At 66.5% G+C, this 24494-nt stretch carries 28 protein-coding genes and 1 tRNA gene; 11 read left to right on the forward strand and 18 right to left on the reverse strand.

Going from position 1 to position 24494, the window contains the following annotated elements:
- The first annotated feature begins 118 nt into the window (after window positions 1-118).
- The 3 genes from E6C76_RS11305 to E6C76_RS11315 all read left to right on the forward strand — a co-directional run bounded on the left by E6C76_RS11305 (window position 119) and on the right by E6C76_RS11315 (window position 2479).
- Entirely contained in the window at window positions 119-562 is a 444-nt protein-coding gene (locus E6C76_RS11305; protein WP_230976247.1) for a vWA domain-containing protein, read from the forward strand.
- A gap of 52 nt (window positions 563-614) precedes the next feature.
- Entirely contained in the window at window positions 615-1295 is a 681-nt protein-coding gene (locus tag E6C76_RS11310) for an energy-coupling factor ABC transporter permease (protein WP_136348357.1), read from the forward strand.
- 218 nt (window positions 1296-1513) lie between these two features.
- Window positions 1514-2479, forward strand: a complete 966-nt coding sequence (locus E6C76_RS11315; RefSeq protein ID WP_136348358.1) for a magnesium and cobalt transport protein CorA — start codon at window positions 1514-1516, stop codon at window positions 2477-2479.
- Window positions 2480-2532: 53 nt separating this feature from the next.
- Here E6C76_RS11315 and E6C76_RS11320 read toward each other — a convergent pair.
- Window positions 2533-2609, reverse strand: a tRNA-Arg gene (locus E6C76_RS11320).
- Window positions 2610-2755: 146 nt separating this feature from the next.
- Here E6C76_RS11320 and E6C76_RS11325 point away from each other — a divergent pair.
- Entirely contained in the window at window positions 2756-3217 is a 462-nt protein-coding gene (locus E6C76_RS11325; protein ID WP_136348359.1) for a c-type cytochrome, read from the forward strand.
- A 69-nt stretch (window positions 3218-3286) separates the two neighbouring features.
- Here E6C76_RS11325 and E6C76_RS11330 read toward each other — a convergent pair whose 3' ends face one another.
- Both E6C76_RS11330 and E6C76_RS11335 read right to left on the reverse strand, forming a co-directional pair.
- Complete coding sequence (locus E6C76_RS11330) at window positions 3287-5275, reverse strand: UvrD-helicase domain-containing protein (protein ID WP_136348360.1); 1989 nt, start codon at window positions 5273-5275, stop codon at window positions 3287-3289.
- 7 nt (window positions 5276-5282) lie between these two features.
- Window positions 5283-5966, reverse strand: a complete 684-nt coding sequence (locus E6C76_RS11335; protein ID WP_136348361.1) for a DUF4197 domain-containing protein — start codon at window positions 5964-5966, stop codon at window positions 5283-5285.
- A 29-nt stretch (window positions 5967-5995) separates the two neighbouring features.
- Here E6C76_RS11335 and E6C76_RS11340 point away from each other — a divergent pair, with 29 nt between their 5' ends.
- Both E6C76_RS11340 and E6C76_RS11345 read left to right on the forward strand, forming a co-directional pair.
- A complete protein-coding gene (locus E6C76_RS11340) occupies window positions 5996-6493 on the forward strand; it encodes a TlpA family protein disulfide reductase (RefSeq protein WP_136348362.1) in 498 nt (165 codons plus the stop codon).
- Window positions 6494-6504: 11 nt separating this feature from the next.
- Window positions 6505-6696, forward strand: a complete 192-nt coding sequence (locus E6C76_RS11345) for a YqaE/Pmp3 family membrane protein (RefSeq protein ID WP_136348363.1) — start codon at window positions 6505-6507, stop codon at window positions 6694-6696.
- 64 nt (window positions 6697-6760) lie between these two features.
- Here E6C76_RS11345 and lipA read toward each other — a convergent pair whose 3' ends face one another.
- From lipA to E6C76_RS11400, 11 genes are all read right to left on the reverse strand, one after another.
- Entirely contained in the window at window positions 6761-7708 is a 948-nt protein-coding gene (lipA, locus tag E6C76_RS11350; protein ID WP_136348364.1) for a lipoyl synthase, read from the reverse strand.
- 49 nt (window positions 7709-7757) lie between these two features.
- Window positions 7758-8417, reverse strand: a complete 660-nt coding sequence (lipB, locus tag E6C76_RS11355; protein WP_136348686.1) for a lipoyl(octanoyl) transferase LipB — start codon at window positions 8415-8417, stop codon at window positions 7758-7760.
- An 8-nt stretch (window positions 8418-8425) separates the two neighbouring features.
- Window positions 8426-8707 carry a YbeD family protein gene (locus tag E6C76_RS11360; protein WP_136348365.1) on the reverse strand — a complete coding sequence of 94 codons (282 nt, stop codon included), beginning with the start codon at window positions 8705-8707 and terminating at the stop codon, window positions 8426-8428.
- Entirely contained in the window at window positions 8700-9557 is an 858-nt protein-coding gene (locus tag E6C76_RS11365; protein ID WP_136348366.1) for a D-amino acid aminotransferase, read from the reverse strand. The genes E6C76_RS11360 and E6C76_RS11365 overlap by 8 nt, the downstream gene beginning before the upstream one ends.
- A 28-nt stretch (window positions 9558-9585) precedes the next feature.
- The gene (locus E6C76_RS11370; RefSeq protein WP_408003480.1) at window positions 9586-10716 is read right to left on the reverse strand and encodes a D-alanyl-D-alanine carboxypeptidase family protein; all 1131 of its coding nucleotides are present in this window, start codon (window positions 10714-10716) and stop codon (window positions 9586-9588) included.
- A 112-nt stretch (window positions 10717-10828) separates the two neighbouring features.
- Window positions 10829-11764 carry a septal ring lytic transglycosylase RlpA family protein gene (locus tag E6C76_RS11375; RefSeq protein ID WP_136348367.1) on the reverse strand — a complete coding sequence of 312 codons (936 nt, stop codon included), beginning with the start codon at window positions 11762-11764 and terminating at the stop codon, window positions 10829-10831.
- A gap of 15 nt (window positions 11765-11779) precedes the next feature.
- Window positions 11780-12922, reverse strand: coding sequence for a rod shape-determining protein RodA (gene rodA / locus E6C76_RS11380; RefSeq protein WP_136348688.1), 1143 nt, complete (start codon window positions 12920-12922; stop codon window positions 11780-11782).
- Entirely contained in the window at window positions 12922-14805 is a 1884-nt protein-coding gene (mrdA, locus tag E6C76_RS11385) for a penicillin-binding protein 2 (RefSeq protein ID WP_136348368.1), read from the reverse strand. Before mrdA ends, rodA begins: the two co-directional genes overlap by 1 nt.
- A gap of 12 nt (window positions 14806-14817) precedes the next feature.
- On the reverse strand, window positions 14818-15339 hold the full coding sequence (gene mreD / locus E6C76_RS11390; protein ID WP_136348369.1) for a rod shape-determining protein MreD: 522 nt from the start codon (window positions 15337-15339) through the stop codon (window positions 14818-14820).
- 3 nt (window positions 15340-15342) lie between these two features.
- The gene (mreC, locus tag E6C76_RS11395; protein WP_136348370.1) at window positions 15343-16230 is read right to left on the reverse strand and encodes a rod shape-determining protein MreC; all 888 of its coding nucleotides are present in this window, start codon (window positions 16228-16230) and stop codon (window positions 15343-15345) included.
- Between the two features lie 54 nt (window positions 16231-16284).
- Window positions 16285-17328 carry a rod shape-determining protein gene (locus E6C76_RS11400; RefSeq protein WP_136348371.1) on the reverse strand — a complete coding sequence of 348 codons (1044 nt, stop codon included), beginning with the start codon at window positions 17326-17328 and terminating at the stop codon, window positions 16285-16287.
- A 195-nt stretch (window positions 17329-17523) separates the two neighbouring features.
- Here E6C76_RS11400 and gatC point away from each other — a divergent pair, with 195 nt between their 5' ends.
- From gatC to gatB, 4 genes are read left to right on the forward strand one after another with little or no spacing between them, the layout of a single operon-like run.
- Window positions 17524-17811, forward strand: coding sequence for an Asp-tRNA(Asn)/Glu-tRNA(Gln) amidotransferase subunit GatC (gatC, locus tag E6C76_RS11405; protein ID WP_136348372.1), 288 nt, complete (start codon window positions 17524-17526; stop codon window positions 17809-17811).
- A gap of 54 nt (window positions 17812-17865) precedes the next feature.
- A complete protein-coding gene (gatA, locus tag E6C76_RS11410) occupies window positions 17866-19323 on the forward strand; it encodes an Asp-tRNA(Asn)/Glu-tRNA(Gln) amidotransferase subunit GatA (RefSeq protein WP_136348373.1) in 1458 nt (485 codons plus the stop codon).
- Window positions 19324-19328: 5 nt separating this feature from the next.
- A complete protein-coding gene (locus E6C76_RS11415) occupies window positions 19329-19835 on the forward strand; it encodes a hypothetical protein (protein WP_168734321.1) in 507 nt (168 codons plus the stop codon).
- A gap of 24 nt (window positions 19836-19859) precedes the next feature.
- Complete coding sequence (gene gatB / locus E6C76_RS11420) at window positions 19860-21329, forward strand: Asp-tRNA(Asn)/Glu-tRNA(Gln) amidotransferase subunit GatB (protein ID WP_136348375.1); 1470 nt, start codon at window positions 19860-19862, stop codon at window positions 21327-21329.
- A gap of 121 nt (window positions 21330-21450) precedes the next feature.
- Here the strand turns inward: gatB and E6C76_RS11425 are convergent, their stop codons facing one another.
- The 4 genes from E6C76_RS11425 to E6C76_RS11440 all read right to left on the reverse strand — a co-directional run bounded on the left by E6C76_RS11425 (window position 21451) and on the right by E6C76_RS11440 (window position 23313).
- Window positions 21451-21831, reverse strand: a complete 381-nt coding sequence (locus E6C76_RS11425; RefSeq protein ID WP_136348376.1) for a VOC family protein — start codon at window positions 21829-21831, stop codon at window positions 21451-21453.
- 191 nt (window positions 21832-22022) lie between these two features.
- Complete coding sequence (locus tag E6C76_RS11430; protein WP_136348377.1) at window positions 22023-22442, reverse strand: hypothetical protein; 420 nt, start codon at window positions 22440-22442, stop codon at window positions 22023-22025.
- 77 nt (window positions 22443-22519) lie between these two features.
- The gene (locus tag E6C76_RS11435) at window positions 22520-22795 is read right to left on the reverse strand and encodes a hypothetical protein (RefSeq protein ID WP_136348378.1); all 276 of its coding nucleotides are present in this window, start codon (window positions 22793-22795) and stop codon (window positions 22520-22522) included.
- 80 nt (window positions 22796-22875) lie between these two features.
- A complete protein-coding gene (locus E6C76_RS11440) occupies window positions 22876-23313 on the reverse strand; it encodes a hypothetical protein (RefSeq protein ID WP_136348379.1) in 438 nt (145 codons plus the stop codon).
- 402 nt (window positions 23314-23715) lie between these two features.
- Here E6C76_RS11440 and E6C76_RS11445 point away from each other — a divergent pair, with 402 nt between their 5' ends.
- Entirely contained in the window at window positions 23716-24477 is a 762-nt protein-coding gene (locus E6C76_RS11445) for a helix-turn-helix domain-containing protein (RefSeq protein ID WP_136348380.1), read from the forward strand.
- The last annotated feature ends 17 nt before the right edge of the window (window positions 24478-24494 follow it).

Consider the following 24494-nt stretch of genomic DNA (forward strand, 5'->3'; position numbering starts at 1 on the left):
GCCGCGCACCCTGGCCGCCAAGGGCCCGGCGCCGCTCGCGCGCGAACACCTGCGCCGGCGCCCGCCGCCGGCCGGCGGCGCGCTGCTGCACTGCCTGCTGCTCGACTGCTCGGCCTCGATGCTGCGCGGCCGGCGCCTGGCGCTGGCCAAGGGCCTGCTGCAAGCCTGGGCCGCGCGCTGCTACCGGCGCCGCGAGACGCTGATGGTGATCGGCTTCGCCGGCGAGCAGGCGCGCCTGCTGCACGCGCCGGGCAAGGCGGCGGCCTTCAACGAACGCTGGATCGCGCCCATCGCCGGCGGCGGTGCAACCCCGGCGGCGTCAGCCATTGCGCTGGCCGACCGCGTGCTCGCGCAACGCCGGCGCAGCGCGGACGAGCGCGTGGAACTGTGGCTGCTGTCGGACGCCCGCTTCGCCACCTTGCCGCCCCGCCCGCAACGGGCCGACCACTGCACCGTGATCGACTTCGACGACGGCCCGCGCGCGCTCGGCCGCGCCGCCCGGCTGGCCGCCGCCTGGGGTGCGGACTGTTTGCCGGTCCGGGCTGTTGTCGCTTCACGCTGACCCGATTCACCCACGTTCCAGCCACCACGTTTCATCACAGGAGAAAACAACCATGCATATCGAACCCGGAATCGTCGAAGGCGGAAAGATTCTGCTGAGCTACGGCACCGCCGCCGCCGCCATCGGCTACAGTGCCAAACTGGCGGTGGATACCATCAAGCGCGACGGCATCGCCTCGCTGGCGGTGCGCGCACTGATCGCCGCCGTGCTCGTGTTCGCCTTCTTCGAAGTCCTGCCCACCAAGCCGGTGGGCGTCTCGGAGGTGCACTTCATCCTCGGCTCCACGCTGCTGCTGCTGTTCGGCGCGGCTCCGGCGGCCATCGGCCTGATGGCCGGCCTGCTGATTCAGGGCCTGTTCTTCGCGCCCGACGATCTGCCGCAGTACACCATCAACGTCACCACCCTGCTGGTGCCGCTGTTCGCCATCGCCGCGCTCGCCCGCCGCATCATCCCGGCGGAGACCGCCTACGTGGACATCCGCTACGGCCAGGCCTTCAAGCTGTCGCTGGCCTACCAGGGCGGCATCGTCGCGTGGGTCGCCTTCTGGGCGCTCTATGGTCAGGGCGTGGGCGCAGAAAACCTGCAGAACGTGCTGAGCTTCGGCGCGGCCTACATGGCGGTGGTGATCCTCGAACCGCTGGTCGACCTGGCCGTGCTCGCCGCCGCCAAGGCGCTGCACCAGCTCAAGGGCAGCATCGCGCTGGAGAAGCGGCTGTACGACACCGGTAACTGAGCTGCACGGGCCGAGAGGGGGCGTGGGCTGCCGAGACAGGCGGCCCGCGCCCCCTTTGTGTTTCGGACCCCGATCGGCAATTCAGCCGCGCGCGGCATCGCATGGAACCGGTATCGCATCGTGTGGCGGCTCTGCAACGCGGGCTTAGAATTGGCGCTCGGGCGGCTCGGGGCATGCGCGCGATGGGCAACCCCGCAGCCTTCGGAGAGGAGCCGGTCATGCTGATCAACTGCACTGCCTACCAGAATGGCCGCAAGCTGGCCGATCTGCCGACCGAGGAAATCGGCACCTATCTGCGCCTGCCCGGCTGCTTCGTCTGGGTGGCGCTGAAGGACGCCACACCCGAAGAGATGGCGAGCATGAAGGCCGCCTTCGGCCTGCACGAACTCGCCGTCGAAGATGCTGACCACGGTCACCAGCGCCCCAAGCTGGAGGAGTACGACAGCGACATGTTCGTCGTCATGCACCTGATCGAAGAGTCGAACAACCGCCTCAAGGTAGGCGAGATGCATGTCTTCGTCGGCGCCAATTACGTCCTGTCGGTGCGCAACCTCAGCGAGCAGAACCTGCTGGGCGTGCGCGCACGCTGCGAGCGTGAGCCGAAGATGCTCGCCAAGGGCTCGGGCTACGTGCTGTATGCATTGATGGACGCCGTGGTCGACCGCTACTTTCCCATCATCGAGAAGCTGGAGACGGAACTGGAAGCGCTCGAAGAACGCATCTTCACCAAGGGCGCGGCGCGCTCCAACATCCGTCGGCTGTACCAGCTCAAGCGCAAGGTCACCGTACTCAAGCATGCGGTCGCGCCCTTGATGGAAGCCGCCGGCAAGCTGCAGAGCGGGCGCGTACCGGAGGCCTGCGCCGGCAGCCAACATTACTTCCGCGACGTGTATGACCACCTGGCGCGTTCGAGCGCTTCCCTGGACAGTATCCGCGACACCATCACCACCGCCATCCAGGTCAATCTGTCTATGGTCGCCATCGATCAGACCGAAGTCAGCAAGCGGCTCGCCGCCTGGGCGGGAATCTTCGCCGTGGCCACCGCCTTCGCCGGCATCTGGGGGATGAACTTCAAGTACATGCCGGAGCTCGACTGGCGCTACGGCTATCTCTTCGGCCTGGGCATCATCGCCGTATCGAGCGGTTTCCTGTACTGGCGCTTCAGGAAAGCCCGCTGGCTGTGAGCGGAGCGCGAAAAAAGGGCCAGACCGACACTGGTCTGGCCCATCGAGATGTTTGGCGCGCCCGAGACGATTCGAACGTCCGACCCCTGCCTTCGGAGGGCAGTACTCTATCCAGCTGAGCTACGGGCGCGGGGGCTTTCAGAGGAAGATGAGCTTCCCCAAAGAGGCGGGGAAGCATATACCGGAACAGGGACGAAGTCCATGGCGCGCCGCCACAAGCGGCGGCTGGGCCGTTATAATCCGCGTTTCGTTTCCTGCCCAGTCAAAGGACCCAGCATGTCGGAACATCGCGCTACTCGTGCCGCCCAGCGGCCCCTTCGTCGTGCCCTGCCTGTTGTTGCCGTGGTCGCGGCCGCGCTGCTGGCTGGCTGTGGCAAGCAACAGGCGGTGGATCATGAAGTGACCGCCGCGGCCATCCTGCCGGTGGCCCAGCTTCATATCGTGCTGCAGAAGGCCACACCGGGCAGCCGTACCGGCGAGGAAATCTACAAGGCCGTGTGCACCACCTGTCACGGCGCCGGCGTGCTGGGCGCGCCGACGACCGGCGATGCCGACCAGTGGGCGCCGCGCATCGCCAAGGGGCTGGACGCGCTGGTGGCTTCGGTGCACGACGGCCTGGGTGCGATGCCGCCGAAGGGTGGCGCGGCCGATCTGACCGACGCCGAACTGGTGCGCGCCACCGCGTATCTGGCCAACACTGCGGGTGCCGGTTTCACCGAACCGCCGGTGGAGCAGTAAGCTTTTCGGTGCGGCCCCACGGGGCCACAGCAGATTCGGACGGGCGGCCTGCGGGCCGCCCGTTTGCGTTCACCTGCCGCCGCGCTCCAGCATGGCGCGCAGCGCCGCCGCGCGGTCGCGGCCTTCCTCGCGACTCAGCGGATCGTTGCTGCGGCGCTGGCCGAGCTTGAGGTCGCCGCCCATTTCGGCGACGAAGCGGCTGATCTCGCAGGGGCGGAACTCCTTGCCCATCTTGCGGCGCTCGCACCAGGTCAGCGTGAGTGTGCGCTGCGCGCGGGTGATGCCCACGTACATCAGCCGGCGTTCTTCTTCCACCTTGTCCTCGTCGATGCTGGCCTGGTGGGGCAGCAGGCCCTCTTCCACGCCCACCAGGAAAACGTGGGGAAATTCCAGCCCCTTGGAGGCGTGCAGGGTGGCGAGCTGCACGCCGTCGAAGTCCGGGTCTTCCTTGTCGAGCATGGAGATCAGCGTGAGGGTCTGCGCCAGTTCGACAAGATTCTTGCCGTCTTCGTCGCCCTTGCGCGTGAGCCAGCCGACGAAATCGCGCACGTTGTTCCACTTGGTTTCCGCCTCGCGGCTGTCCAGGTGCTCGAACAGCCAGGCTTCGTAGCGCGTGCTGGCGAGCAGGTCTTCCAGCAGGCGGCCGGCGGGTTCGCGCGTCACGCGGTACTTGAGCCGGTTGATGTAGTTGGCGAACTCGCGCACCGCTTCGAGCTGGCGGGCGTTGAGGTGCTCGGCCAGGTCTTCCTCGAACACGGCGGCGAACAGGCCGATGTGGCGCGCGCCGGCGTAGTGCCCCAGGGCTTCCAGGGTGGCGGCGCCGATGCCGCGGCGCGGAGTGGTGATGGCACGGATGAAGGCGAGGTCGTCGTCCTCGTTCTGCAGCAGGCGCAGGTAGGCGATCAGGTCGCGGATCTCGGCCTTGTCGAAGAAGCTCTGCCCGCCGGAGATCACGTAGGGAATGCCGGCGTTGCGCAGCGCCTGTTCGATGACGCGGGCCTGGTGGTTGCCGCGGTACAGGATGGCGTAGTCCTTGTACGCGGTGCGGGCTTCGAAGCGGTGGGCGTTGATCTTCATCGCCACCCATTCGGCCTCGGCGTCGGCCTCGCGGCAGCCATGCACGGCGATCTGCTCGCCGGGGCCGTGCTCGGACCACAGGCGCTTTTCGAAGAGCTTCTCGTTGTTGGCGATCAGCGTGTTGGCCGCTTCCAGGATGCGGCGCGAGGAGCGGTAGTTCTGCTCCAGCTTGATGACCTTCAGGCGCGGGTAGTCCTGCTGCAGCAGGCGCAGGTTCTCCACGTCGGCGCCGCGCCAGGCGTAGATGGCCTGGTCGTCGTCGCCCACCGCAGTGAACATGCCGCGCTCGCCGGCCAGCTGGCGCAGCAGGCGGTACTGGGCGCGGTTGGTGTCCTGGTATTCGTCCACCAGCAGGAAGCGCAGGCGGGCCTTCCAGCGTTCGCGTACTTCTTCGTTGGTTTCGAACAGGCGCACCGGCAGGCTGATCAGGTCGTCGAAATCCACCGCCTGGTAGGCGCGCAGGGTACGTTCGTACTCGGCGTAGGCGGCTGCGGCGGCTGCGGCCAGTTCGTTGTCGGCGAGCTGGCTGGCCTCGTCCGGGCCGATCATGGCGTTCTTCCACGAGGAAATCTGCCACTGCATCTGTTTGGCGATGCCCTTGTCGCTGTCCTTGGCGGCATCGGCGACGATCTGCACCGTATCGGCGGCGTCCAGGATGGAAAACTGCGGCTTCAGCCCGCAATGCACGGCTTCCTGGCGGATGATGCGCACGCCCAGGGCATGGAAGGTGCACACCGTGAGCCCCTTCGGGCTGCGCCCACCCATCAGGTGGGCGACGCGCTCCTGCATTTCCTTGGCCGCCTTGTTGGTGAAGGTGATGGCGGCGATGTTGTACGGCTCGAAGCCGCACTCGTTGATCAGGTAGGCGATCTTGTGGGTGATCACCCGGGTCTTGCCGCTGCCGGCGCCGGCGAGTACCAGCGAGGGGCCGTCCAGGTAGTGGATGGCCTCGCGCTGCGGGGCGTTGAGCAGGGCCGCCATCGACGCCTTACTGGATGGCGCCGAAGATACGCTTGGCCCAGGTACCGGCGGCCTGCACCGGGTTGGCGCGGATGGCGCGCTCTTCCTCGGCGATCATCAGGTACAGGCCGTCGAGTGCCTTGCGCGTCACGTAGTTCTCGATCTGTGCGTCCTCGGCCTTCAGCAGGCCCACGCTGGAAGCCTGGCCGGCCAGCTTGTTGTACTGCCCGGCCAGCGCCAGGCGGTCGGTGTTCTGCTTCACCACCGGCAGGAAGCGCTCGGTGAGCCGCGTTTCGGTGTGCTGGCGGAAGTACTGGGTGACCGAATCGTCGCCGCCGGTGAGGATCTTTTTGGCGTCTTCCACGGTCATTTGCCTGACTGCATCGGTGAGCAGCGTACGCGCTTCGGGCACGGCAGCCTCGGCGGCACGGTTCATGGTGGTCACCAGGTTGTCCAAGTCCTTGCCGCGCCCGGTCATGCGCAGCAGCGGCTCGGCCTTTTCCAGCACTTCGGGCAGCGGGATACGCACCTTGGCGTTGCCCAGGAAGCCATCCTGGCGGCCGAGTTGGTCGATGGCACGCCCGGCGCCTTGGCTGAGCGCCTCGCGCAGCGCGGTAGCCGTGTCGGCCTGGGTGAAGTTGCCCAGGCCGGAAGCCGCCCAGACCGGCGTGCAGATGACAAGCAGGGCGAAAGCTCGCAGAATCGGACCCATGGGGCACCCCCTCTTTGATTGGTAGGCAGATGAAGGTCAAGATTATCGCCGCGATCGCGGTCCTGGTTCTCGGCGTTGCCGGATTTTTCGTTTTTACCCAGAAACCGGTCGCGCCGGACGTGGCCTTCACCACGCTGCAGGGTGAAACCTTCCGTACCGCGGACCTGCGTGGACAAGTGGTACTGGTGAATTTCTGGGCGACCACCTGCACCACCTGCATCAAGGAAATGCCGGCGCTCACCAGCACGCACGAAAAATTCGCCCCGCGCGGCTACCGCACCATCGCCGTGGCCATGGATTACGACCCGCCCGCACAAGTGCGCGCCTACGTGGAACGCAGCGGCCTGCCGTTCACCGTCACGCTGGATGCCTCCGGCGACGTGGCGCGTGCTTTCGAAGGGGTGCGCCTGACGCCCACCACCTACCTGCTCGACAAGCGCGGGCGCATCGTGCAGAAGTATCTGGGCGAACCGGACTTCGACAAGCTGCACGCCCTGGTCGAGCGTCTGCTCGCCGAATCCGTCTGAAGGAGCACACCGTGCGGCTTGTTCTTGCGTTACTGCTTCCCTGGCTGCAGTTCTTCACGATCGGCAGGCCATTCGCTGGCATTTTCTGCCTCGTGCTGCAGCTCACGCTGATCGGCTGGATTCCGGCGGCGATCTGGTCCGTGTATGCGCTCAGTCAGTACAAGACGGACCAGAAAATCAAAAAGGCGCTGGAAGGCAGATAGTGCTGCCACCGAGTGCGAAGGTGGCGAAGAGCGGCCCCGCGGGGCCGTTCCGCAAGCTTGGAATTTACACGACCCCGGCGCCGTGGGCCTGCTGGTCCGCCCAGTAAGACGAGCGCACCATCGGGCCGCAGGCGGCGTTCTTGAAGCCCATCTTGAGTGCTTCGCTCTCGAACATCCTGAAAGTGTCCGGATGCACGTAGCGCAGCACCGGCAGGTGGCCGCCGGAGGGTTGCAGGTACTGGCCGATGGTGAGCATGTCCACGTCGTGGGCGCGCAGGTCGCGCATGACTTCGAGGATTTCCTCGTCGGTCTCGCCCAGGCCGACCATCAGGCCGGACTTGGTGGCAACCTCGGGCTGGCGGGCCTTGAACTCCTTCAGCAGTTTCAGCGACCAGGCGTAGTCCGCACCGGGGCGGGCCTGCTTGTACAGGCGCGGCACGGTTTCCAGGTTGTGGTTCATCACGTCCGGCGGGGCCTGGTCGAAGATTTCCAGGGCGATCTCCATGCGCCCGCGGAAGTCCGGCACCAGCACTTCGATGCGGGTGCGCGGCGAGGCGGCGCGGGTCTCGCGGATGCAGTCGACAAAGTGCTGCGCGCCGCCGTCGCGCAGGTCGTCGCGGTCCACCGAGGTGATCACCACGTAGTTCAGGCGCATGGCACCGATGGTGGCGGCCAGCTCGCGCGGCTCGTCGGGGTTGAGCGGATCGGGGCGGCCGTGGCCGACGTCGCAGAACGGGCAGCGCCGCGTGCAGATGTCGCCCATGATCATGAAGGTGGCGGTGCCCTTGCCGAAGCATTCGTGGATGTTCGGGCAGGAGGCTTCCTCGCACACGGTGTGCAGCTTGTGGTCGCGCAGGGTGCCCTTGATCTCGTTGAAGCGTTCGGCTTCCATGCCGGCGCCGAGCCGGATGCGGATCCACTCGGGCTTTTTCAGGCGTTCCGCGGGGACGATCTTGATGGGGATGCGGGCGGTCTTGTCGGCGCCGCGCTGCTTGCGCACGGGGGTTTCCATGAGCGGTTCTCTGTGTTGTTGCGCGTGGGGTGGGCGTTATTGTGCCCGTTTATGCGCCGGCCGGCACATCGGGGGAAACCGCGCGGCGGCCGGCATCGACCGGCGGCAGCCGGCGCAGCAGGTGGGCGAGCAGGCGTTCGCCCACGGCGGCCACGTCGTCGGCCACGCCGAAATCCTTCAGGCGGATGGTCTGCAGGCCTTCGTAGCCGCAGGGGTTGATCCAGCCGAACGGCGCCAGATCCACATCCACGTTGAGCGCCAGGCCATGGTAGCTGTGGCCGTTGCGCACGCGCAGGCCGAGTGCGCCGATCTTGGCGCCATCGATATACACGCCGGGGGCGCCGGGCTTGCGTTCGGCGGCCAGGCCGTACTCAGCCAGGCAGTCGATGATGGCCTGTTCCATCAGATTGACCAGCTCGCGCACCTTCAGGCGGCGGCGCGCCAGGTCGATCAGCAGGTAGGCGACGAGCTGGCCGGGGCCGTGGTAGGTGATCTGTCCGCCACGGTCGATATTGACCAGCGGAATGCCGGATGCGCGTCCGGCGGGCAGCAGGTGCTCGGGCCGCCCGGCCTGGCCCAGGGTGTACACCGGCGGGTGTTCGAGCAGCCAGATTTCGTCGTCGGTGTCGTCCCTGCGGGTCGCGGTGAAGTGGCGCATGGCCTCCAGGGCCGGGGCGTAGTCCACGCGGCCCAGGTGCTTCACGCGCAACCTGGCGGTCACAGCACCACCTTGACCATGGGGTGCGCGGTCAGCTCCCGGTAGAGGTTGTCCACCTGGTCCTGCGACAGGGCGCGGAAGGTACAGGTGATGGCCAGGTAGTTGCCCTTGGCGGAGGGGCGCATTTCCGCGCTGCCGGCGTCGAAGTCCGGCGCGTGGCGCTGCACCACCTCGACCACGGCCTGGGCAAAGCCTTCCACGCGCAGGCCCATGGCCTTGATGGGAAAGTCGCAGGGGTATTCGATGAGGGTCGTACGGCCCCCGGCGGGTTGGTCAGCCACTGCGCATCACCGTGTTCTTGAAGTCCTGATACAGGGCGTGCATGCGCCGGCCCAGCGGGCCGGGCCTGCCGTCGCCCACCGGGCGGCCATCCAGCGTGGTGACGGCCAGCACTTCCTTGGTGGAGGACGTCATCCAGATTTCGTCGGCGCCGCGCACTTCGTCTTCGAGGATTTCGCGTACCTCGTGCGCCACGTCGTGGCGGGCGGCCAGTTCCAGCACCACGTCGTAGGTGATGCCGGGCAGCATCAGGTGGCTCTTGGGCGGGGTGAGCACCACGCCGTCGCGCACGATGAAGATGTTGGAGGCCGAGCCTTCGGTGAGGAAGCCGTCGCGGAACAGGATGGTTTCCGCGCAGCCCTGCGCCACCGCGTGCTGGCGCAGCAGGCAGTTGGCCAGCAGGGCCACGGTTTTCAGGTCGCAGCGCAGCCAGCGGAAATCCGCCGCGCTCACCGCCGCCACGCCGGATGCGAGCTGGTCGGCGGGCGGGGTGAGCAGCGCGTCGCTCATCAGGAACACGGTGGGGGTGACCTGCGCCGGAAAGGCGTGGTTGCGCTTGGTGTCGGCGCCGCGCGTGACCTGCAGGTACACCGACTGGTCTTCCCAGTCGTTCGTTGCCACCAGTTCGCGGATGATCACCGCCCATTCGCCGGCATTGTGCGGATCGGGCAATTGCAGCGCGGCCAGCGTGTTGCCCAGGCGGGCGATGTGCTCTTCCAGGCGGAAGGGCCGGCGCGAGTAGACCGGGATGACTTCGTAGGCGCCGTCGCCGAACAGGAAGCCGCGGTCCATCGGCGAGATGCGGGCTTGGTCCAGCGGCAGATAGCGGCCGTCGAGATAGCAGGTGCTCATCGGTGTCTCGGCAAGAGGCGGAAAGCGCTCAGAGGCTCTTGATCCACATGACCAGGGCGTCCCACAGGCGGCCGAAGAAGCCGGCCAGCGGCACTTCCTGCAGCGCCACCACAGGATATTCGCCCAGCACGCGGCCGTCGAGCGCCAGTTGCAGGGTGCCGACCTGCTGGCCCTTCTGCACCGGGGCGACGAGCGGTTGCCGGCTGGTCAGCGTGACGGCGATCTTGTCGGCCTGGCCCTTGGGCAGCGACATGACGAAATCGCTGGTGAAGCCCACCGGCACTTCCTTGGCCTTGCCTTTCCAGATCTGGAACTTGCTCAGTTCCTGCTCGGCGGCGTACAGCTGCACGGTGTCGAAGAACTGGAAGCCGAAGTTGAGCAGCTTGAGCGATTCCTGCGCGCGTACGGTGTCGGAGTCGGTGCCCACCACCACCGAGATCAGCCGGCGCGGGCCGCGCAGCGCGGAGGCCACCAGGCAGTAGCCGGCGCTGCTGGTGTGGCCGGTCTTCATGCCGTCCACGGTGCCGTCCAGCCACAGCAGGCGGTTGCGGTTGGGCTGGGTGATCTTGTTGTAGGTGTATTCCTTCTCCGAATACATGCCGTAGTACTCGGGAAAGTCGCGCACGATGGCGGAAGCCAGCGTGCCGAGATCCTTCACCGTGGTGTACAGCTGTTCATCCGGCAGGCCGGTGGAGTTGGTGAAGTGGGTGTTGGTCATGCCCAGGCGGCGCGCTTCGCGGTTCATCAGCTCAGTGAACGCGGCCTCGCTGCCGGCGACCAGTTCGGCCAGCGCCACGCAGGCGTCGTTGCCGGATTGCACGATCATGCCGCGCAGCAGTTCCTGCACGGTGACCGGCTTGCGCGGTTCGATGAACATGCGCGAGCCGACCTGCCGCCAGGCCGCCTCGGACACCGGCACCGGCTGATCCAGGGCGATGGTGCCGGCCTTGAGCGCCGAGAAGGCCACGTAGGCGGTCATCAGCTTGGTCAGCGAAGCCGGCTCGATGCGCGTATCCGGTTCGTGCGAGGTCAGTACCTGGCCGGTGGCGTAGTCGAGCAGCAGCCAAGCGCGCGCGGCGAGCACCGGCGAGGGCGTGGTCTGGGCGGAGGCGGTGAGGGCGAACAGCGAAAGCAGCAAGGGCAGGATGAAGCGCAGCATGAGCGGGTGAACCTGTGGAAACTGGGAAATGCCGGGGAACGGCGTGCGGGAAAAAGTCAAAAACGATACACGCCCCAGCACGGACCGGGGCGCCGTGGGTTGGTTCAAAGTGTTACCGGACGACGACAAAGGGCTGCAGGTCGAGCACGCGGTGGATCTGCTCGGCCACGCCGCGCGCCTCGCTCTCGCTGTGCCAGGGGCCGACCTGCAGGCGGAAGCGCTCGCCGTCGGCGAACAACTGCACGCGGTCGGCCATGCTGGCCATCTCGCGCATGATGCGGCCGCGCAGATCCTCGGCATTGGTGCGCGAGGAGAACACGCCGACCTGCAGGAACACGCCCTGGCCGGGCAGCATGGCGACCGGCTCGTTGCGCGCCACCGCCGGCGCCGCCGGGGTGTCGGTGCTGGCGGCGATGATCGACTGCCCGCCGCCGGGCACGATCAGTTCGACTTCGACTTCGGCATGCCCGGCGTTGATGTAGCCCAGCCGGTGGGCCGCCGCGTAGGACAGATCCATGACGCGTCCGCGCAGGAAGGGGCCGCGGTCATTCACGCGCACCACCACCGAGCGCCCGTTGGCCACGCTGGTGACCCGCGCGTAGCTCGGGATGGGCAGCGTGGGGTGGGCGGCGGTCATCGCGTACATGTCGTAGATTTCGCCGCTGGAGGTCGGCTTGCCGTGGAAGCGCCGGCCATACCAGCTCGCCACCCCACGCTGGCGGAACGGGCGCACCGAGGTGGCCGGTACGTACCGTTCGCCGAACACGCTGTACGGGCGGTTGGCGAAGCGGTGCAGGGGTTCGGCGCGCGGCACCGCATCGGGAATGCGGTCGAGGTTGGGCGGCGGGTTGTTGCCCGGGCCGTCGTCCTTGTAGTAGCCGCCGCCGCGCGTCGGTGCGCTGGCGGTGGAGGACGGCGAGGATTCGCCGGCGCGCGATTCGGGCGTGCGCGGGGTGCTGCCGCAGGCTGCCAGCAGCAGGCTGAACAGGGCGGCGGCCAGCGGCGCGGCGGCGCGGCGGGCGAGATGGAAGCGGGGGGAAATCGTCATAGGGAGGGCTCGGCGTCAGTCCGGGGAACTCGCCCGATGGCGGTGGATGCTCATCAGGATACCTACCCCCAGACACAGCGTCACCAGTGCGGTTCCCCCGTAGCTGATGAAGGGCAGCGGCACCCCCACCACCGGCAGGATGCCGCTGACCATGCCCATGTTCACGAAAGCGTAGGTGAAGAAGATGGCGCTGATCGACCCCGCCATCAGGCGACTGGCCAGCAGCGGGGCGTGCAGCGCGATGTGGAAACCGCGCAGGAACAGCAGGAAATACACGCCCAGCAGCACCAGCGCGCCGACCAGGCCGAACTCTTCGGCGAGCACCGAGAAGATGAAGTCGGTGTGGCGCTCGGGGATGAACGCCAGGTGGGTCTGCGTGCCTTCCAGCCAGCCCTTGCCGAACAGGCCGCCGGAGCCGATGGCAATGGTGGACTGGATGATGTGGAAGCCCTTGCCGAGCGGATCGCGCGTGGGGTCGAGCAGGGTGCACACGCGCTGCTTCTGGTATTCGCGCATGCCGTGCCAGTCCACGTCGGGTTGGCACAGCTGGTCGCCGAAGATGACGATGGAGCCGATGCCGGTCACGCCGAGGATCACCACCGGCACGATGAGCTTCCACGACAGGCCGGCGAAGAAGATCACGTACAGCCCGGCGCCGGCCACCAGCAGGCTGGTGCCCAGGTCCGGCTGGTGCAGGATCAGGGTGACCGGCAGCGCCAGCAGCATGCTGGCGACGAGGTAATCGCGCAGGTTGATGGCGCCTTCGCGCTGCTGGAAGTACCAGGCCAGCATCAGCGGCATGGAGATCTTCATCAGCTCCGAAGGCTGGATGCGGGTGATGCCGATGTCCAGCCAGCGTTGCGCGCCCTTGGTGGTCTCGCCGAAGAATTCCACGCCGAGCAGCAGCACCACGCCAACCAGATACAGCGGCACGGCGAGCGACAGCAGGCGCTGGGGTGACAGGCGGGCGGCGGCCCACATGGCGCACAGCGCGACCCCGGTGTTGATCAGCTGGTTTTCCAGGCGCTCGGGCGAGGCCGACATCATCAGCAGGAAGGAGGCGCCCAGCAGCACCGCCAGGATCGCCAGCAGCACCGGATCGATGGGCCGTACGAAGGCGCGCAGCAGGTTCAGCGGGTGGAAGCGCTGCTCGGTCATCATTGGTTTTCTTCTGCCCCCTCGTCCTCGCTGGCGGGCTGGGTGGGCTTGCTGCCGAGCAGGTGGTAGTCGAGCACCTGGCGGGCGATGGGCGCGGCCGACTGCGAGCCGAAGCCGCCGTTCTCCACCAGTACCGCCAGGGCGATGGTCGGTGCCTCGGCCGGAGCGAAGGCGATGTAGACCGAATGGTCGCGCAGGCGCTCGGCCACCTTGCCTTCCACGTAGCGCTGCCCGCGCAGGGAGAACACCTGCGCGGTGCCGGTCTTGCCGCCCACTGCGTACGGCGCGCCGGCGAACGCGCGTGCGCCGGTGCCGGCCTTGTTCACCTCCACCATCGCCTTGCGCACCGCCTCCAGGTGGGCGGGCTTGAACGGAATCGTGCGCACGGGCTCGGGCGCCACCGCACGGCGCTCGCCGGTGGTGGCATCCACCACGTGGCGCACCAGATGCGGACGGAACACCTTGCCGCCATTGGCCAGCGTGGCCAGCGCGTGCGCGAGCTGCAGCGGGGTATAGGCGTTGTAGCCCTGGCCGATGCCCACCGAGATGGTCTCGCCGCCGTACCAGCGCTGCTGTTCCGGGGTGCGGAAGCGCCGACGCTTCCATTCCGGCGAGGGCAGCACGCCCTCGGCCTCGCCCGGCACGTCGATGCCGGTGCGCGAACCGAAGCCGAACTGGCTCATGAACCCGGCGATGCCGTCGATGCCCAGGTCGTTGGCCAACTGGTAGTAATAGGTGTTGCTGGAAACCACGATGGATTCGTGCAGGTTCACCGTGCCACGCGCCTTGTGGTCCATGAAGCGGTGGCCGCCATAGACGAAGAAGCCGGGGTCCGGCATGCGCTGCTCCAGCGTGCGCTTGCCGCTTTCCAGCCCGGCCATGGCCATGAAGGGCTTGAAGGTGGAGCCGGGCGGGTAGGCGCTGTAGATGGCGCGGTTGAGCAGCGGGTGATCGGGCGAATCGTTGAGGGCCTGCCAGTCCTGCGTGGAGATGCCATCGACGAACAGATTGGGGTCGAAGGTGGGCATCGAAACCAGCGCCAGCACCCCGCCGGTGGATGGCTCGATGGCCACCAGCGCGCCGCGCCGCTCGCCGAAGGCGGCTTCCGCCACCTTCTGCAGTTCGATGTCCAGTGTGAGTTCGAGGTCGTTGCCCGGTGCGGCGGGCTGGCGCGCCAGCAGGCGTACCGCGCGCCCGCCGGCATTCACCTCCACCTGTTCCACGCCGGTGGTGCCGTGCAGCTCGTTCTCGTAGGAGAGCTCCAGGCCTGCCTTGCCGATGTAGTCGGAGCCGCGGTAGTTGGCGGTTTCGCCGCGTTCCTCGATGCGCTGCTGGTCGCGCTGGTTGATGCGGCCGATGTAGCCGATCAGGTGCGAGGCCACGCTGCCCAGCGGGTAATCGCGGAACAGGCGGGCCTGCACCTCCACGCCGGGAAAGCGGTAGCGCTCGGCAACGAAGCGTGCCACCTCCTCGTCGCTCAGCCGGGTGCGGATCGGCACGCTCTCGAAGTTGCGGCTTTCCTCGAGGATCTTGCGGAAGCGCCGACGGTCGCGCGGCTGGATGTCGATGAACTGGGCCAGCGCGTCGATGGTTTCATCCAGCCTGCGCACGCGCGAGGGGTTGATCTCCAGCGTGTAGGCGGCGTAGTTGCGCGCCAGCAGCTGGCCGTTGCGATCCACGATGGTGCCCCGGTTGGGCACCACCGGCAGCAGGGCGATGCGGTTGTCCTCGGCGCGGGTGTGGAAGTACTCGTGGCGTACCACCTGCAAGTAGTAGAAACGCCCCGCCAGCACGCAGAAGCAGGCCAGGATGAACAGCAGCGCCACCACCACGCGATGGCGGAAGCCCTTGGTCTCCTGGTCGGGCGAGCGGAACTCGGTCATCGCGCTGCCGGCTCAGATCGGCCGGTTGTCATCGCGGTCCACCGGCTGGTACTGGGGCAGCAGCAGCAGGAAGGTGAGCGGCGTCCACAGCGCCGCGCCGCTGAAGCTGGAAAGGAAGTACCACCAGCCGGGGAACTCCGCGCCGGCCAGCAGGCGCGCGAGCACCATCAGCGCCTGGGCGAGCAGCAGCACGGGCAGCAGGTGCAGGGCCTGCAACAGCGGCGGGAACCACAGCATGCGGCGCGACAGCGCGCTGGCCAGATAGACCAGTACCACGTAGCTCAGCGCGTGCTGGCCCATTGCCGCGCCGTGGCCGATATCCACCAGCAGGCCGAACACGAAGGCGCTGCCCATGCCGATGCGCAGCGGCTCGCGGATGCACCAGAAGGCCAGCACCAGGGCGACGAAGTCCGGCACGGCGGGCAGGCGGCCGGTGGGCACGAAATTCAGCCCGAGCGCGACGATCAGGCTGAACCAGATGAACCACAGCTTGACCGGCAGCAGAATGCGGCGGGAGCGGTTGGTGGGCTGCATGGTTCAACGGCCTCCGCTGCTGCCGGCTGCGCCGGGGACGGGGGGCGGGGGCGGCAGCTCCTGGCGGCCCAGCACCAGCACCTGCACGCTGCGCTCGATGCCGGCGGCCGGTTCGCAGGCGATGCTGGCGAAGGCCTGGCCCTCGCGCTCCACGCTGCTCACCGTGGCCACCGGCAGGCCGGGCAGGAACACGCCGTCCAGCCCGGAGGTGAGCAGCGTGTCGCCCGCACGGATGTCCGCGCCGACCAGTACGAAGCGCATTTCCAGCTGGCCCTGGCCGGTGCCGAACAGCACGCCGCGCAGGCCGTTGCGCGCCACTTCCACCGGAATCGCCTGGTTCTTGTCGGTGAGCAGGGTGACGTCGGCCTGCACCGGATACACGCGGGTGACCTGGCCGATCACTCCGTGCGCGTCCACCACTGCCAGCCCGGGCTGGATACCGTGCTGCGCGCCGCGGTTGAGGATCACCTTGCGGGTGAACGGGTCCGGCGCGTTGTAGAGGATTTCCGCGCTCACGCTGATCACCGGCACGCGCTGCGCCATGCCGACCAGGCCGCGCAGCTCCTCGTTCTCGCGCTGCAGGTGCTCGAAGCGCAGCAGCGACTGTGCGGCCTCCAGCAACTGGCGGCGCAGATCGGCGTTCTCCAGCTGGACTTCGAGCAGGGTGGCAAAATAGCGCGAGGCGTTGAGCACCACGTCGGCCGGCGCGGCGGCGGCCATCTGCAGCGGGTAGGTGACCACCGACAGGCCCTGGCGCAGGACGTCGACATAGCGGTACTTGATGTCCGCCACCATCATCGCCAGGCAGATCGAGACGAACACGATCAGGCGGACCAGCGGGGTGGGCCCACGGCGGAAGATGGGAGGCGCCTGATGACCGACCAGGGACATGGTTCGTGTTCGGGCCAGGCCGGCGGTGAGGAGGTCCGCCGGCCGTGTGCAGCGTTACTCGGAGGCGAAGATGGACGCCAGCTTGTCCATTTTCTCCAAGGCCAGGCCGCAACCGCGCGCCACGCAGGTCAGCGGCTCCTCGGCGACGATCACCGGCAGGCCGGTCTCTTCCATCAGCAGGCGGTCCAGGTCGCGCAGCAGCGCGCCGCCGCCGGTCAGCACCATGCCGCGGTCGGCGATGTCGGCGCCCAGTTCCGGCGGAGTCTGCTCCAGGGCGATCTTGACCGCCGAGACGATCTGGTTGAGCGGCTCGTTGAGCGCTTCGAGGATCTCGTTGGAGGAAATGGTGAAGGAACGCGGAATGCCCTCGGCCAGGTTGCGGCCCTTGACTTCCATCTCGCGCACTTCCGAACCGGGGAAGGCCGAGCCGATTTCCTTCTTGATGTTCTCGGCGGTGGTGTCGCCGATCAGCATGCCGTAGTTGCGGCGGATGTAATTGACGATGGCGTCGTCGAACTTGTCGCCGCCCACGCGCACGCTGCCGGCATACACCATGCCGCCCAGCGAGATCACCCCCACCTCGGTGGTGCCGCCGCCGATGTCGACCACCATCGAGCCGGTAGCGTCGGACACCGGCAGGCCGGCGCCGATCGCCGCGGCCATCGGTTCTTCGATCAGATAGACCTGCGATGCGCCGGCCGCCAGGGCCGCGTCGCGGATCGCGCGGCGTTCCACCTGGGTGGAGCCGCAGGGCACGCAGACGATGATGCGCGGGCTGGGCGAGAACAGCCGCGAGTCGTGCGCACGTTTGATGAACTGCTTGATCATCTGCTCGGTGACGACGAAATCGGCGATCACCCCGTCCTTCATCGGGCGGATCGCAGTGATGTTGCCCGGCGTCTTGCCGAGCATCTGCTTGGCCGCGTGGCCGACGGCCTGGATGGTGCGCTTGGCGTTGGGGCCGCCTTCGGTGCGGATCGCCACCACCGAGGGTTCATCGAGCACGATGCCCTTGCCGCGCACGTAGATCAGCGTGTTGGCGGTGCCCAGGTCGATGGCCAGATCATTGGAAAAATAGGAACGCAGAATGCCGAACATGGAGTGAGTCCGAAACCGGTAGGGAGGTCTGGGTGGTGCGAGCGAATGCGGTGCAGAGAACCGATTGGGCGACGCGATGCGAAAACGGGCCGGGGGTCACCCTGCGTCCGAAGCCGGGAGCGGGCGGCCGAGCGGGCCCAAAAGCGGTTATGATAACCTACAAACCTTTGTGGCTTAAGCAGGTTTTGTTTCCCCATGTCGCTCTCCCTCGAAGAGGTCCGCCACGTCGCCCGGCTGGCCCGCATTGAACTCACCGACGCCGACGCGGCAGCCACCCAGGCCAAGCTCAACGGCATTTTTGCGCTCATCGAAGAGATGCAGGCCGTCGACACCACCGGGGTCGAGCCGATGAGCCACCCGCAGGATCTCGCCACCCGCCTGCGCGCCGACGCGGCCACCGAAGCCGACCGCCGCGATGCCTTCCAGCGCGTCGCTCCGCAGACCGAAAACGGGCTCTACCTGGTGCCCAAGGTCATCGAATAAGAAAGACGTTCCCCCGCGCGCCGTCGCCGGCCGCCCCCTACCGTTGCGCACACCATGATCAACGCCCCGCTTTCCGAACTGCGCCGCGCCCTCGACGCGCGCCAGATCTCCGCCGTCGAACTCGCCACGCTGTTCCTCGACCGCATCGACGCTGCCAATCCGGCGCTCAACGCCTTCATCACCGTGGACCGTGAGGGCGCGCTGGCCGCCGCGCACGCCGCCGACGAACGCATCGCCGCCGGCCGCGCCGGCCCGCTCACCGGCATCCCGCTCGCCCACAAGGACGTGTTCTGCACCGAAGGCGTGCTGACCACCTGCGGCTCGAAGATGCTGGGCAACTTCGTCAGCCCCTACGACGCCCACGTCGTCACCCTGCTGAAGAACGCCGGTGCGGTCGGCCTGGGCAAGACCAACATGGACGAATTCGCCATGGGGTCGAGCAACGAGAACTCCCACTTCGGCCCGGCCAGGAACCCCTGGGACACCGCGCGCATTCCCGGCGGCTCGTCCGGCGGTTCGGCGGTGGCCGTGGCCGCGCGCCTGGCGCCCATCGCCACCGGCACCGACACCGGCGGCTCGGTGCGCCAGCCCGCCGCCATGACCGGCGTCACCGGCATCAAACCCACCTACGGCGTGTGTTCGCGCTACGGCATGGTGGCCTACGCCTCCTCGCTGGATCAGGCCGGCGCCTTCGGCGCCTCGGCGGCCGATTGCGCCGCCCTGCTGACCGCCATGGCCGGCTTCGACGAACGCGATTCCACCAGCCTGGAACGCCCGGCCGAAGACTACGCCCGCGATCTGGACAAACCCCTGACCGGCCTGCGCATCGGCCTGCCCAAGGAATTCTTCGGTCCCGGCATGGCCGACGACGTGCGCGCCGCCGTCGACGCCGCGCTGGCCGAATACCGCAAGCTGGGCGCCACCACGGTGGAAGTCAGCCTGCCCAACGCCAAACTGGCCATTCCGGCCTATTACGTCATCGCCCCGGCGGAAGCCTCCAGCAACCTCAGCCGTTTCGACGGCGTGCGCTACGGCCACCGCGCGGCGGAATACGGCGACCTCGCCGACATGTACCAGAAGAGCCGCGCGCAAGGCTTCGGCGCCGAGGTCAAGCGCCGCATCCTGGTGGGCACCTACGTGCTCTCGCACGGCTATTACGACGCCTACTATCTCAAGGCGCAGAAGCTGCGCCGGCTGATCGCGCAGGACTTCCAGGCCGCCTTCCAGCACTGCGACGTGATCGCCGGGCCCACCAGCCCCACCACCGCCTGGGCCATCGGCGAGAAGAGTGAAGACCCGGTGCAGATGTACCTGTCGGACATCTACACCATCGCCGTCAACCTGGCTGGCCTGCCCGGCCTGTCGCACCCGGCCGGCTTCGGCGCCGGCGACCTGCCGGTGGGCCTGCAACTGATCGGCGACTACTTCGCCGAAGGCCGCCTGCTGAATGCTGCGCACCGCTTCCAGCAGGCCACCGACTGGCACACCCGCCGCCCGGCCGCCTTCGCCTGAACGCCATGCGGTACGCACGTCCGACCGGTACCGGCCTGCTCGCGGCGAGTGCGGCGGCGCTGATGCTGGCCGCCTGCGGCACACCCAGGGTGGCGCCGCCCGCGCCCCAGGTACCGGAAGAAGTGCTGGAACACCCTTCGCAAGCCCGCGAACGTCTGCGCCCGATGCCCGTGCGCCCGCTCGACGTGCAGGCCGAATGCCGCTTCACCGATGCCGCCGGCTACAAGGTCGACGCCAGCGTGGACATCCGCCAGTCCGACGTACGCGCCTTCTCCGCGCGCATCGACGTGCCCCGGCGCGGCGCCTGCCGCTTCGATCTGGCGGATTTCCGCCAGGTGCGCAAGGCGCCCAACGTGGAACTGCGCGCGGCGGACGGCTGTTCCGTGCTGGTGTGGGAACAGGGCGATCAGGTCACCGTCGGCTTCAGCCGCTGCGCCAGCCGCTGCGACCGGGGCACTTTCGATTATGTATGGCCGCTCCTGGTGGACCGGCCGAGCGGTCGCTGCAGCTGACCGCACGTCACAACGGAAACGATCATGAGCAGAACCGATTGGGAAGTCGTCATCGGGCTGGAAGTCCACGCCCAGCTCAACACCGCCAGCAAGATCTTCTCGGCCGCCAGCACCGCCTTCGGCGCCGAAGCCAACCGCCAGGCCAGCGCGGTGGATATCGCCCTGCCCGGTGTGTTGCCGGTGCTCAACCGCGGCGCGGTGGAGCGCGCCATCCGCTTCGGGCTGGCCATCGGCGCCACCGTGGCGCCCAGGAGCGTGTTCGCGCGCAAGAACTACTTCTACCCGGACCTCCCCAAGGGCTACCAGATCAGCCAGTTCGAACTGCCCGTGGTGCAGGGCGGCGCCATCACCATCCGCGTGGGAGAGGGCGACAAAGCCTATGAGAAAACGGTGACGCTGACCCGCGCCCACCTGGAAGAAGACGCGGGCAAGAGCCTGCACGAAGACTTCCACGGCATGAGCGGCATCGACCTCAACCGCGCCGGCACGCCGCTGCTGGAAATCGTCTCCGAGCCGGACATGCGCTCCTCGGCCGAGGCCGTGGCCTACGCTCGGGCGCTCCACGCCCTGGTGCGCTGGATCGACATCTGCGACGGCAACATGCAGGAAGGCTCTTTTCGCTGCGACGCCAACGTCTCCGTGCGCCGCCCCGGCGGCCCGCTCGGCACCCGCCGCGAAATCAAGAACCTCAACTCCTTCCGCTTCCTGCAACAGGCCATCGACTTCGAAGTGCAGTGGCAGATCGACACCCTGGAAGACGGCGGCAAGATCCAGCAGGCCACCGTGCTGTTCGACCCGGACACCGGCGAAACCCGCATGATGCGCAGCAAGGAAGACGCCCACGATTACCGCTACTTCCCCGACCCCGACCTGCTCCCGCTGGTCATCGAACCCGCCTGGATCGCCCGCGTGCAGGGCGAAATGCCCGAACTGCCCGGCGCCATGAAGGCCCGCTTCGTCGAACAACTCGGCCTTTCCGCCTACGACGCCACCACGCTGACCGCCAGCAAGGAAGTGGCCGAATACTTCCAGGCCACCGTCAGCGCCGCCGGCCAGGCACTCGCCAAGCTGTGCGCCAACTGGGTCATGGGCGACCTGGCCGCGCGCCTCAACAAGGCTGAACTGGACATCGCCGACTCCCCCGTCGACCCCGCCCAGCTCGCCGGTCTGGTGCGCCGCATCGCCGACAACACCATCTCCAACAACATCGCCAGGAAAGTCTTCGAAGCCCTGTGGAACGGCGAGGGCGGCACCGAAGCGGACGCCGCCGACCGCGTCATCGACGCCCAGGGCCTCAAGCAGGTCACCGACAGCGGCGCCATCGAAGCCATCGTGGAAGAAGTGCTGGCGGCCAACCAGAAGTCGGTGGAGGAATTCCGCGCCGGCAAGGAAAAGGCTTTCAACGCCCTGGTCGGCCAGGTCATGAAGGCCAGCAAGGGCAAGGCGAATCCGGCGCAGGTCAATGAAATTCTGCGGAGCAAGCTGGGCGGGTGAGTCGCCCCAGCCTGAAGGCTGGGGCTTGCTCATCACGAGCTTGTGGCGTCTTCGGCTCCAGGCACGCTGGTCTCGCTGACCCCGCCATGAATGGCGGGGATTGCGCTCGACCCGTGGTCAGTCAGAGGTAGTTGGATACCTCGATCAGGTTGCTGTCCGGATCGCGGAAATAGACCGACAGGATCGGCCCCATCGTGCCCGTTCTGCGAATCGGTCCTGCGATAATCCGCACTCCAACACGCTGAAGGTGGCTGATGACTGCGGAAATGGCGGTTTCCGCGATCAGGCAGATATCGGCCGAACCGGGTGTGGGCCTGTCTGCTTTCGGCTCGAACTCTTTCCCGACCTCGTGGAGATTGAACTTCTGCTGGCCGAAAGAAAGCGCCTTGCGCCCCTCGCCGAAGGTGACCACTTCCATGCCGAGGGTGCGGGCGTAGAACTCGCAGGCGACGTCGATGTCTGCGACGGTCAGGACGATATGGTCGATCCGGGATATCTTCAATGTCGAGGGCCGATTATTTCGAGAGACAAGTGTCAGTGATCTGCTCGTGCTTGAGCACGGTTTCGATATCGTACGCTTTCCGGGCAGCTTGGTTTGTCCGGCAGGGTGATCGCGGCCTCGTCGATATTGAGCATTGAGGCGTCCTTTGCTGGTCAACGATAGGGCAATCCGGCGCCGGATTGCATGAACTGTCAGGCGCTGTCCAAGCGGCTTTGGCGATATGCCTCAATGTCGGGGGTTGGGCAGTAGCAGTGCCGCACGAAGCTGTTGCGTTCATGCCAGATCACCTCAAGATCCCACAGGCAGAACGAGTAGCGCTCCGGGTCTTCCACCCAGCCATCCGGAGTCTGCACGGAAACCGAGGTGAACAGTTCATTGTCGTTGCCCCACCAGGCCAGAACCAGGTAGCGGGCACTTGCTCCGTCATGGAAGATGGCAAATGCGGGAGTGATGCCCCACGGTTTGTTCCGGGCCTGTTTCACCTCGGCGAGGCGTGACAGGTAGGGTGCCTGGTCGACATCATCACCGTGAGCGGAAATCGTGTAGATCTTGATTCCGTCGGTGTCCAGCCAGTCGGGGTAGCTCTCGGTTCTTCTGGGCAGGAATTGCATGCTTTCTCCTGGTGGACAATGCTCGGCATAACGACAAAGCTCAGCAGACGCCGAAGGCGGCCCGCTGGAGTGAATTGTTAGATTGACGATCTTCTGGAGCGCATCCAAGCAACAAGGCGTCCCAGTGCGAGACCAATCGACAAACCGCATAGCGCACCGACGCCTATACTTTCATCTGTGAAAGATGCGACGGCGTAGCCAATGATCAGTCCAAAGACTGCGAACGAGGAAAGGTCTCGGAGTTTCTCCCTGCGTTCGAATTCGGCGGCGTGCTTATTTTTGCGCTTATCGAGTTCCTGGACGTGTGGCTCCAGTATCGCTTGAGCAACTGCATCCGCTTGTGCTTTATTCATTTCTACACCTTATTGCAATCTAACGTGGAAACCGCCGAATGGCAAAGGCGTAGCTTTTGACGGTCCACTGTAAGCGCGGGTTAGCCGTTATTTGGGGGCTTGTTTTTTGCTGCAGCCTCGCCTTCCAATATCGCCACTTCTGCCGTAATTTTGCGCAACTGAAGCTCTGCAAGTTGGTCGTCTCGCTGCTGAACAGTCTGGTGCCACCTGGTGGCGCCAAAGACGCTAAATGCTATGCCAAAGGTGAGCGTCACAGCAATTACATGGCTTGCGGTGCTTTCGTTCGACAGCGTCACCTCGATAAGCTTCTTGTTCAAAGCAAGAAGGTCTTCTTCTGTCTTGGTTCGATCTGCTTTTGCCTCTAACGGGATGATACTCTCTGAGTACTTTACCTTTCGATCAAACGAAGAACTGTAAACCAGCACGAACGAGAAGATTGCGGAAACGATCAGAGCTAGCCCAAAGAGACATGCGAACTTGTAGATGTTGTCAGTTGGAATCGGGATAGATGGTTGCATGATATAAACGGCTAACAGTTGTAATGGACGGAAAGGGCCGATATCAAGTTAGACGGATTCCACATATCACTCTTATGCGGAAGGCTTCGTCTTCGCCCCCCTTCTTTCCCGGCATATCCCAATGACCGGACGGTAGCCCGCGCTCATTCCCATGTCAAACAGCTTTTCTCCACCATCGGTTCGTGCCGTGCATCATCGCTAAGCATCGAGTCGCCTGCCCTGATGGGTAGGGAGTTCGCCCCTGCTCCCTCTGCTTTCGCCAAGCGCAAGTCCGCAGCGGCGAGCCGTTCCGATTGGAGCGACAGATGGTATCGTCAGGCGGTACTTGATTCGGCGGTGCTGCAAAGAAGTGCATCGAAGAATATCCTTCACGCATCTTCAACACCGCAGCCCCCCCCCACCATGAGCACTTCCGCCGATCTCGTCGCCGCCCTCAAGTCGGAGTTGCGCGACGCTCACATTACCTATGCTGCGCTGGCCGAGCGCATCGGGCTGGCCGAATCTTCGGTCAAGCGCATGTTCTCGCGGGGCGGCGACATGCCGCTTTCCCGCGTGGATGAGATCTGCCGCGTGCTGGGGCTGGATTTCGCCGACCTCGCCCGCCGTGTGGCGGACCACCAGCCGTTGCTCGCCGAACTGACCCTGGAGCAGGAACAGGCCGTGGTGGCGGACCGCCGCCTGCTGTTGGTGGCGATCTGCTGCCTGAGCCTGTGGAGCGCGGAGCAGATCGTCGCCACCTATCGCATGGACGCGGCGGAATGCACCGCCCACCTGCTGCGCCTGGACCACCTGGGCATCATCGAGCTGCGCCCGCTCAACCGCTACCGCCTGCGCGTGGCCAAGGGGTTCCGCTGGCGCGCCAACGGGCCGGTGATGCAGTACTTCCGCGACGAGGTGCTGGACGACTACTTTGCCGGCGGTTTCGATGGCGAGGCCGAGATGCTCTCGGTGGTGCACGGGCAGATCGGCGCCGGACTGGCGAACAGTTTCCGCGAGCGCCTTGCGCGGGTGTGCGAAGACTTTGCCCGTCAGCACATCGTCGACCAGAAGCTGCCCGCCGCGCAGCGCCGCCCCTACACGCTGGTGATCGCCATGCGTTCCTGGCTGCTCGCCGCCTTCCGCGATCTGAAGCGCGACGACGTGGCCTGGCCGGACATCCGCTGACCGCTCGCGACTTTTCG

Origin of the sequence: Pseudothauera nasutitermitis, assembly GCF_004801295.1 — a bacterium.
Lineage (GTDB): Bacteria > Pseudomonadota > Gammaproteobacteria > Burkholderiales > Rhodocyclaceae > Pseudothauera > Pseudothauera nasutitermitis.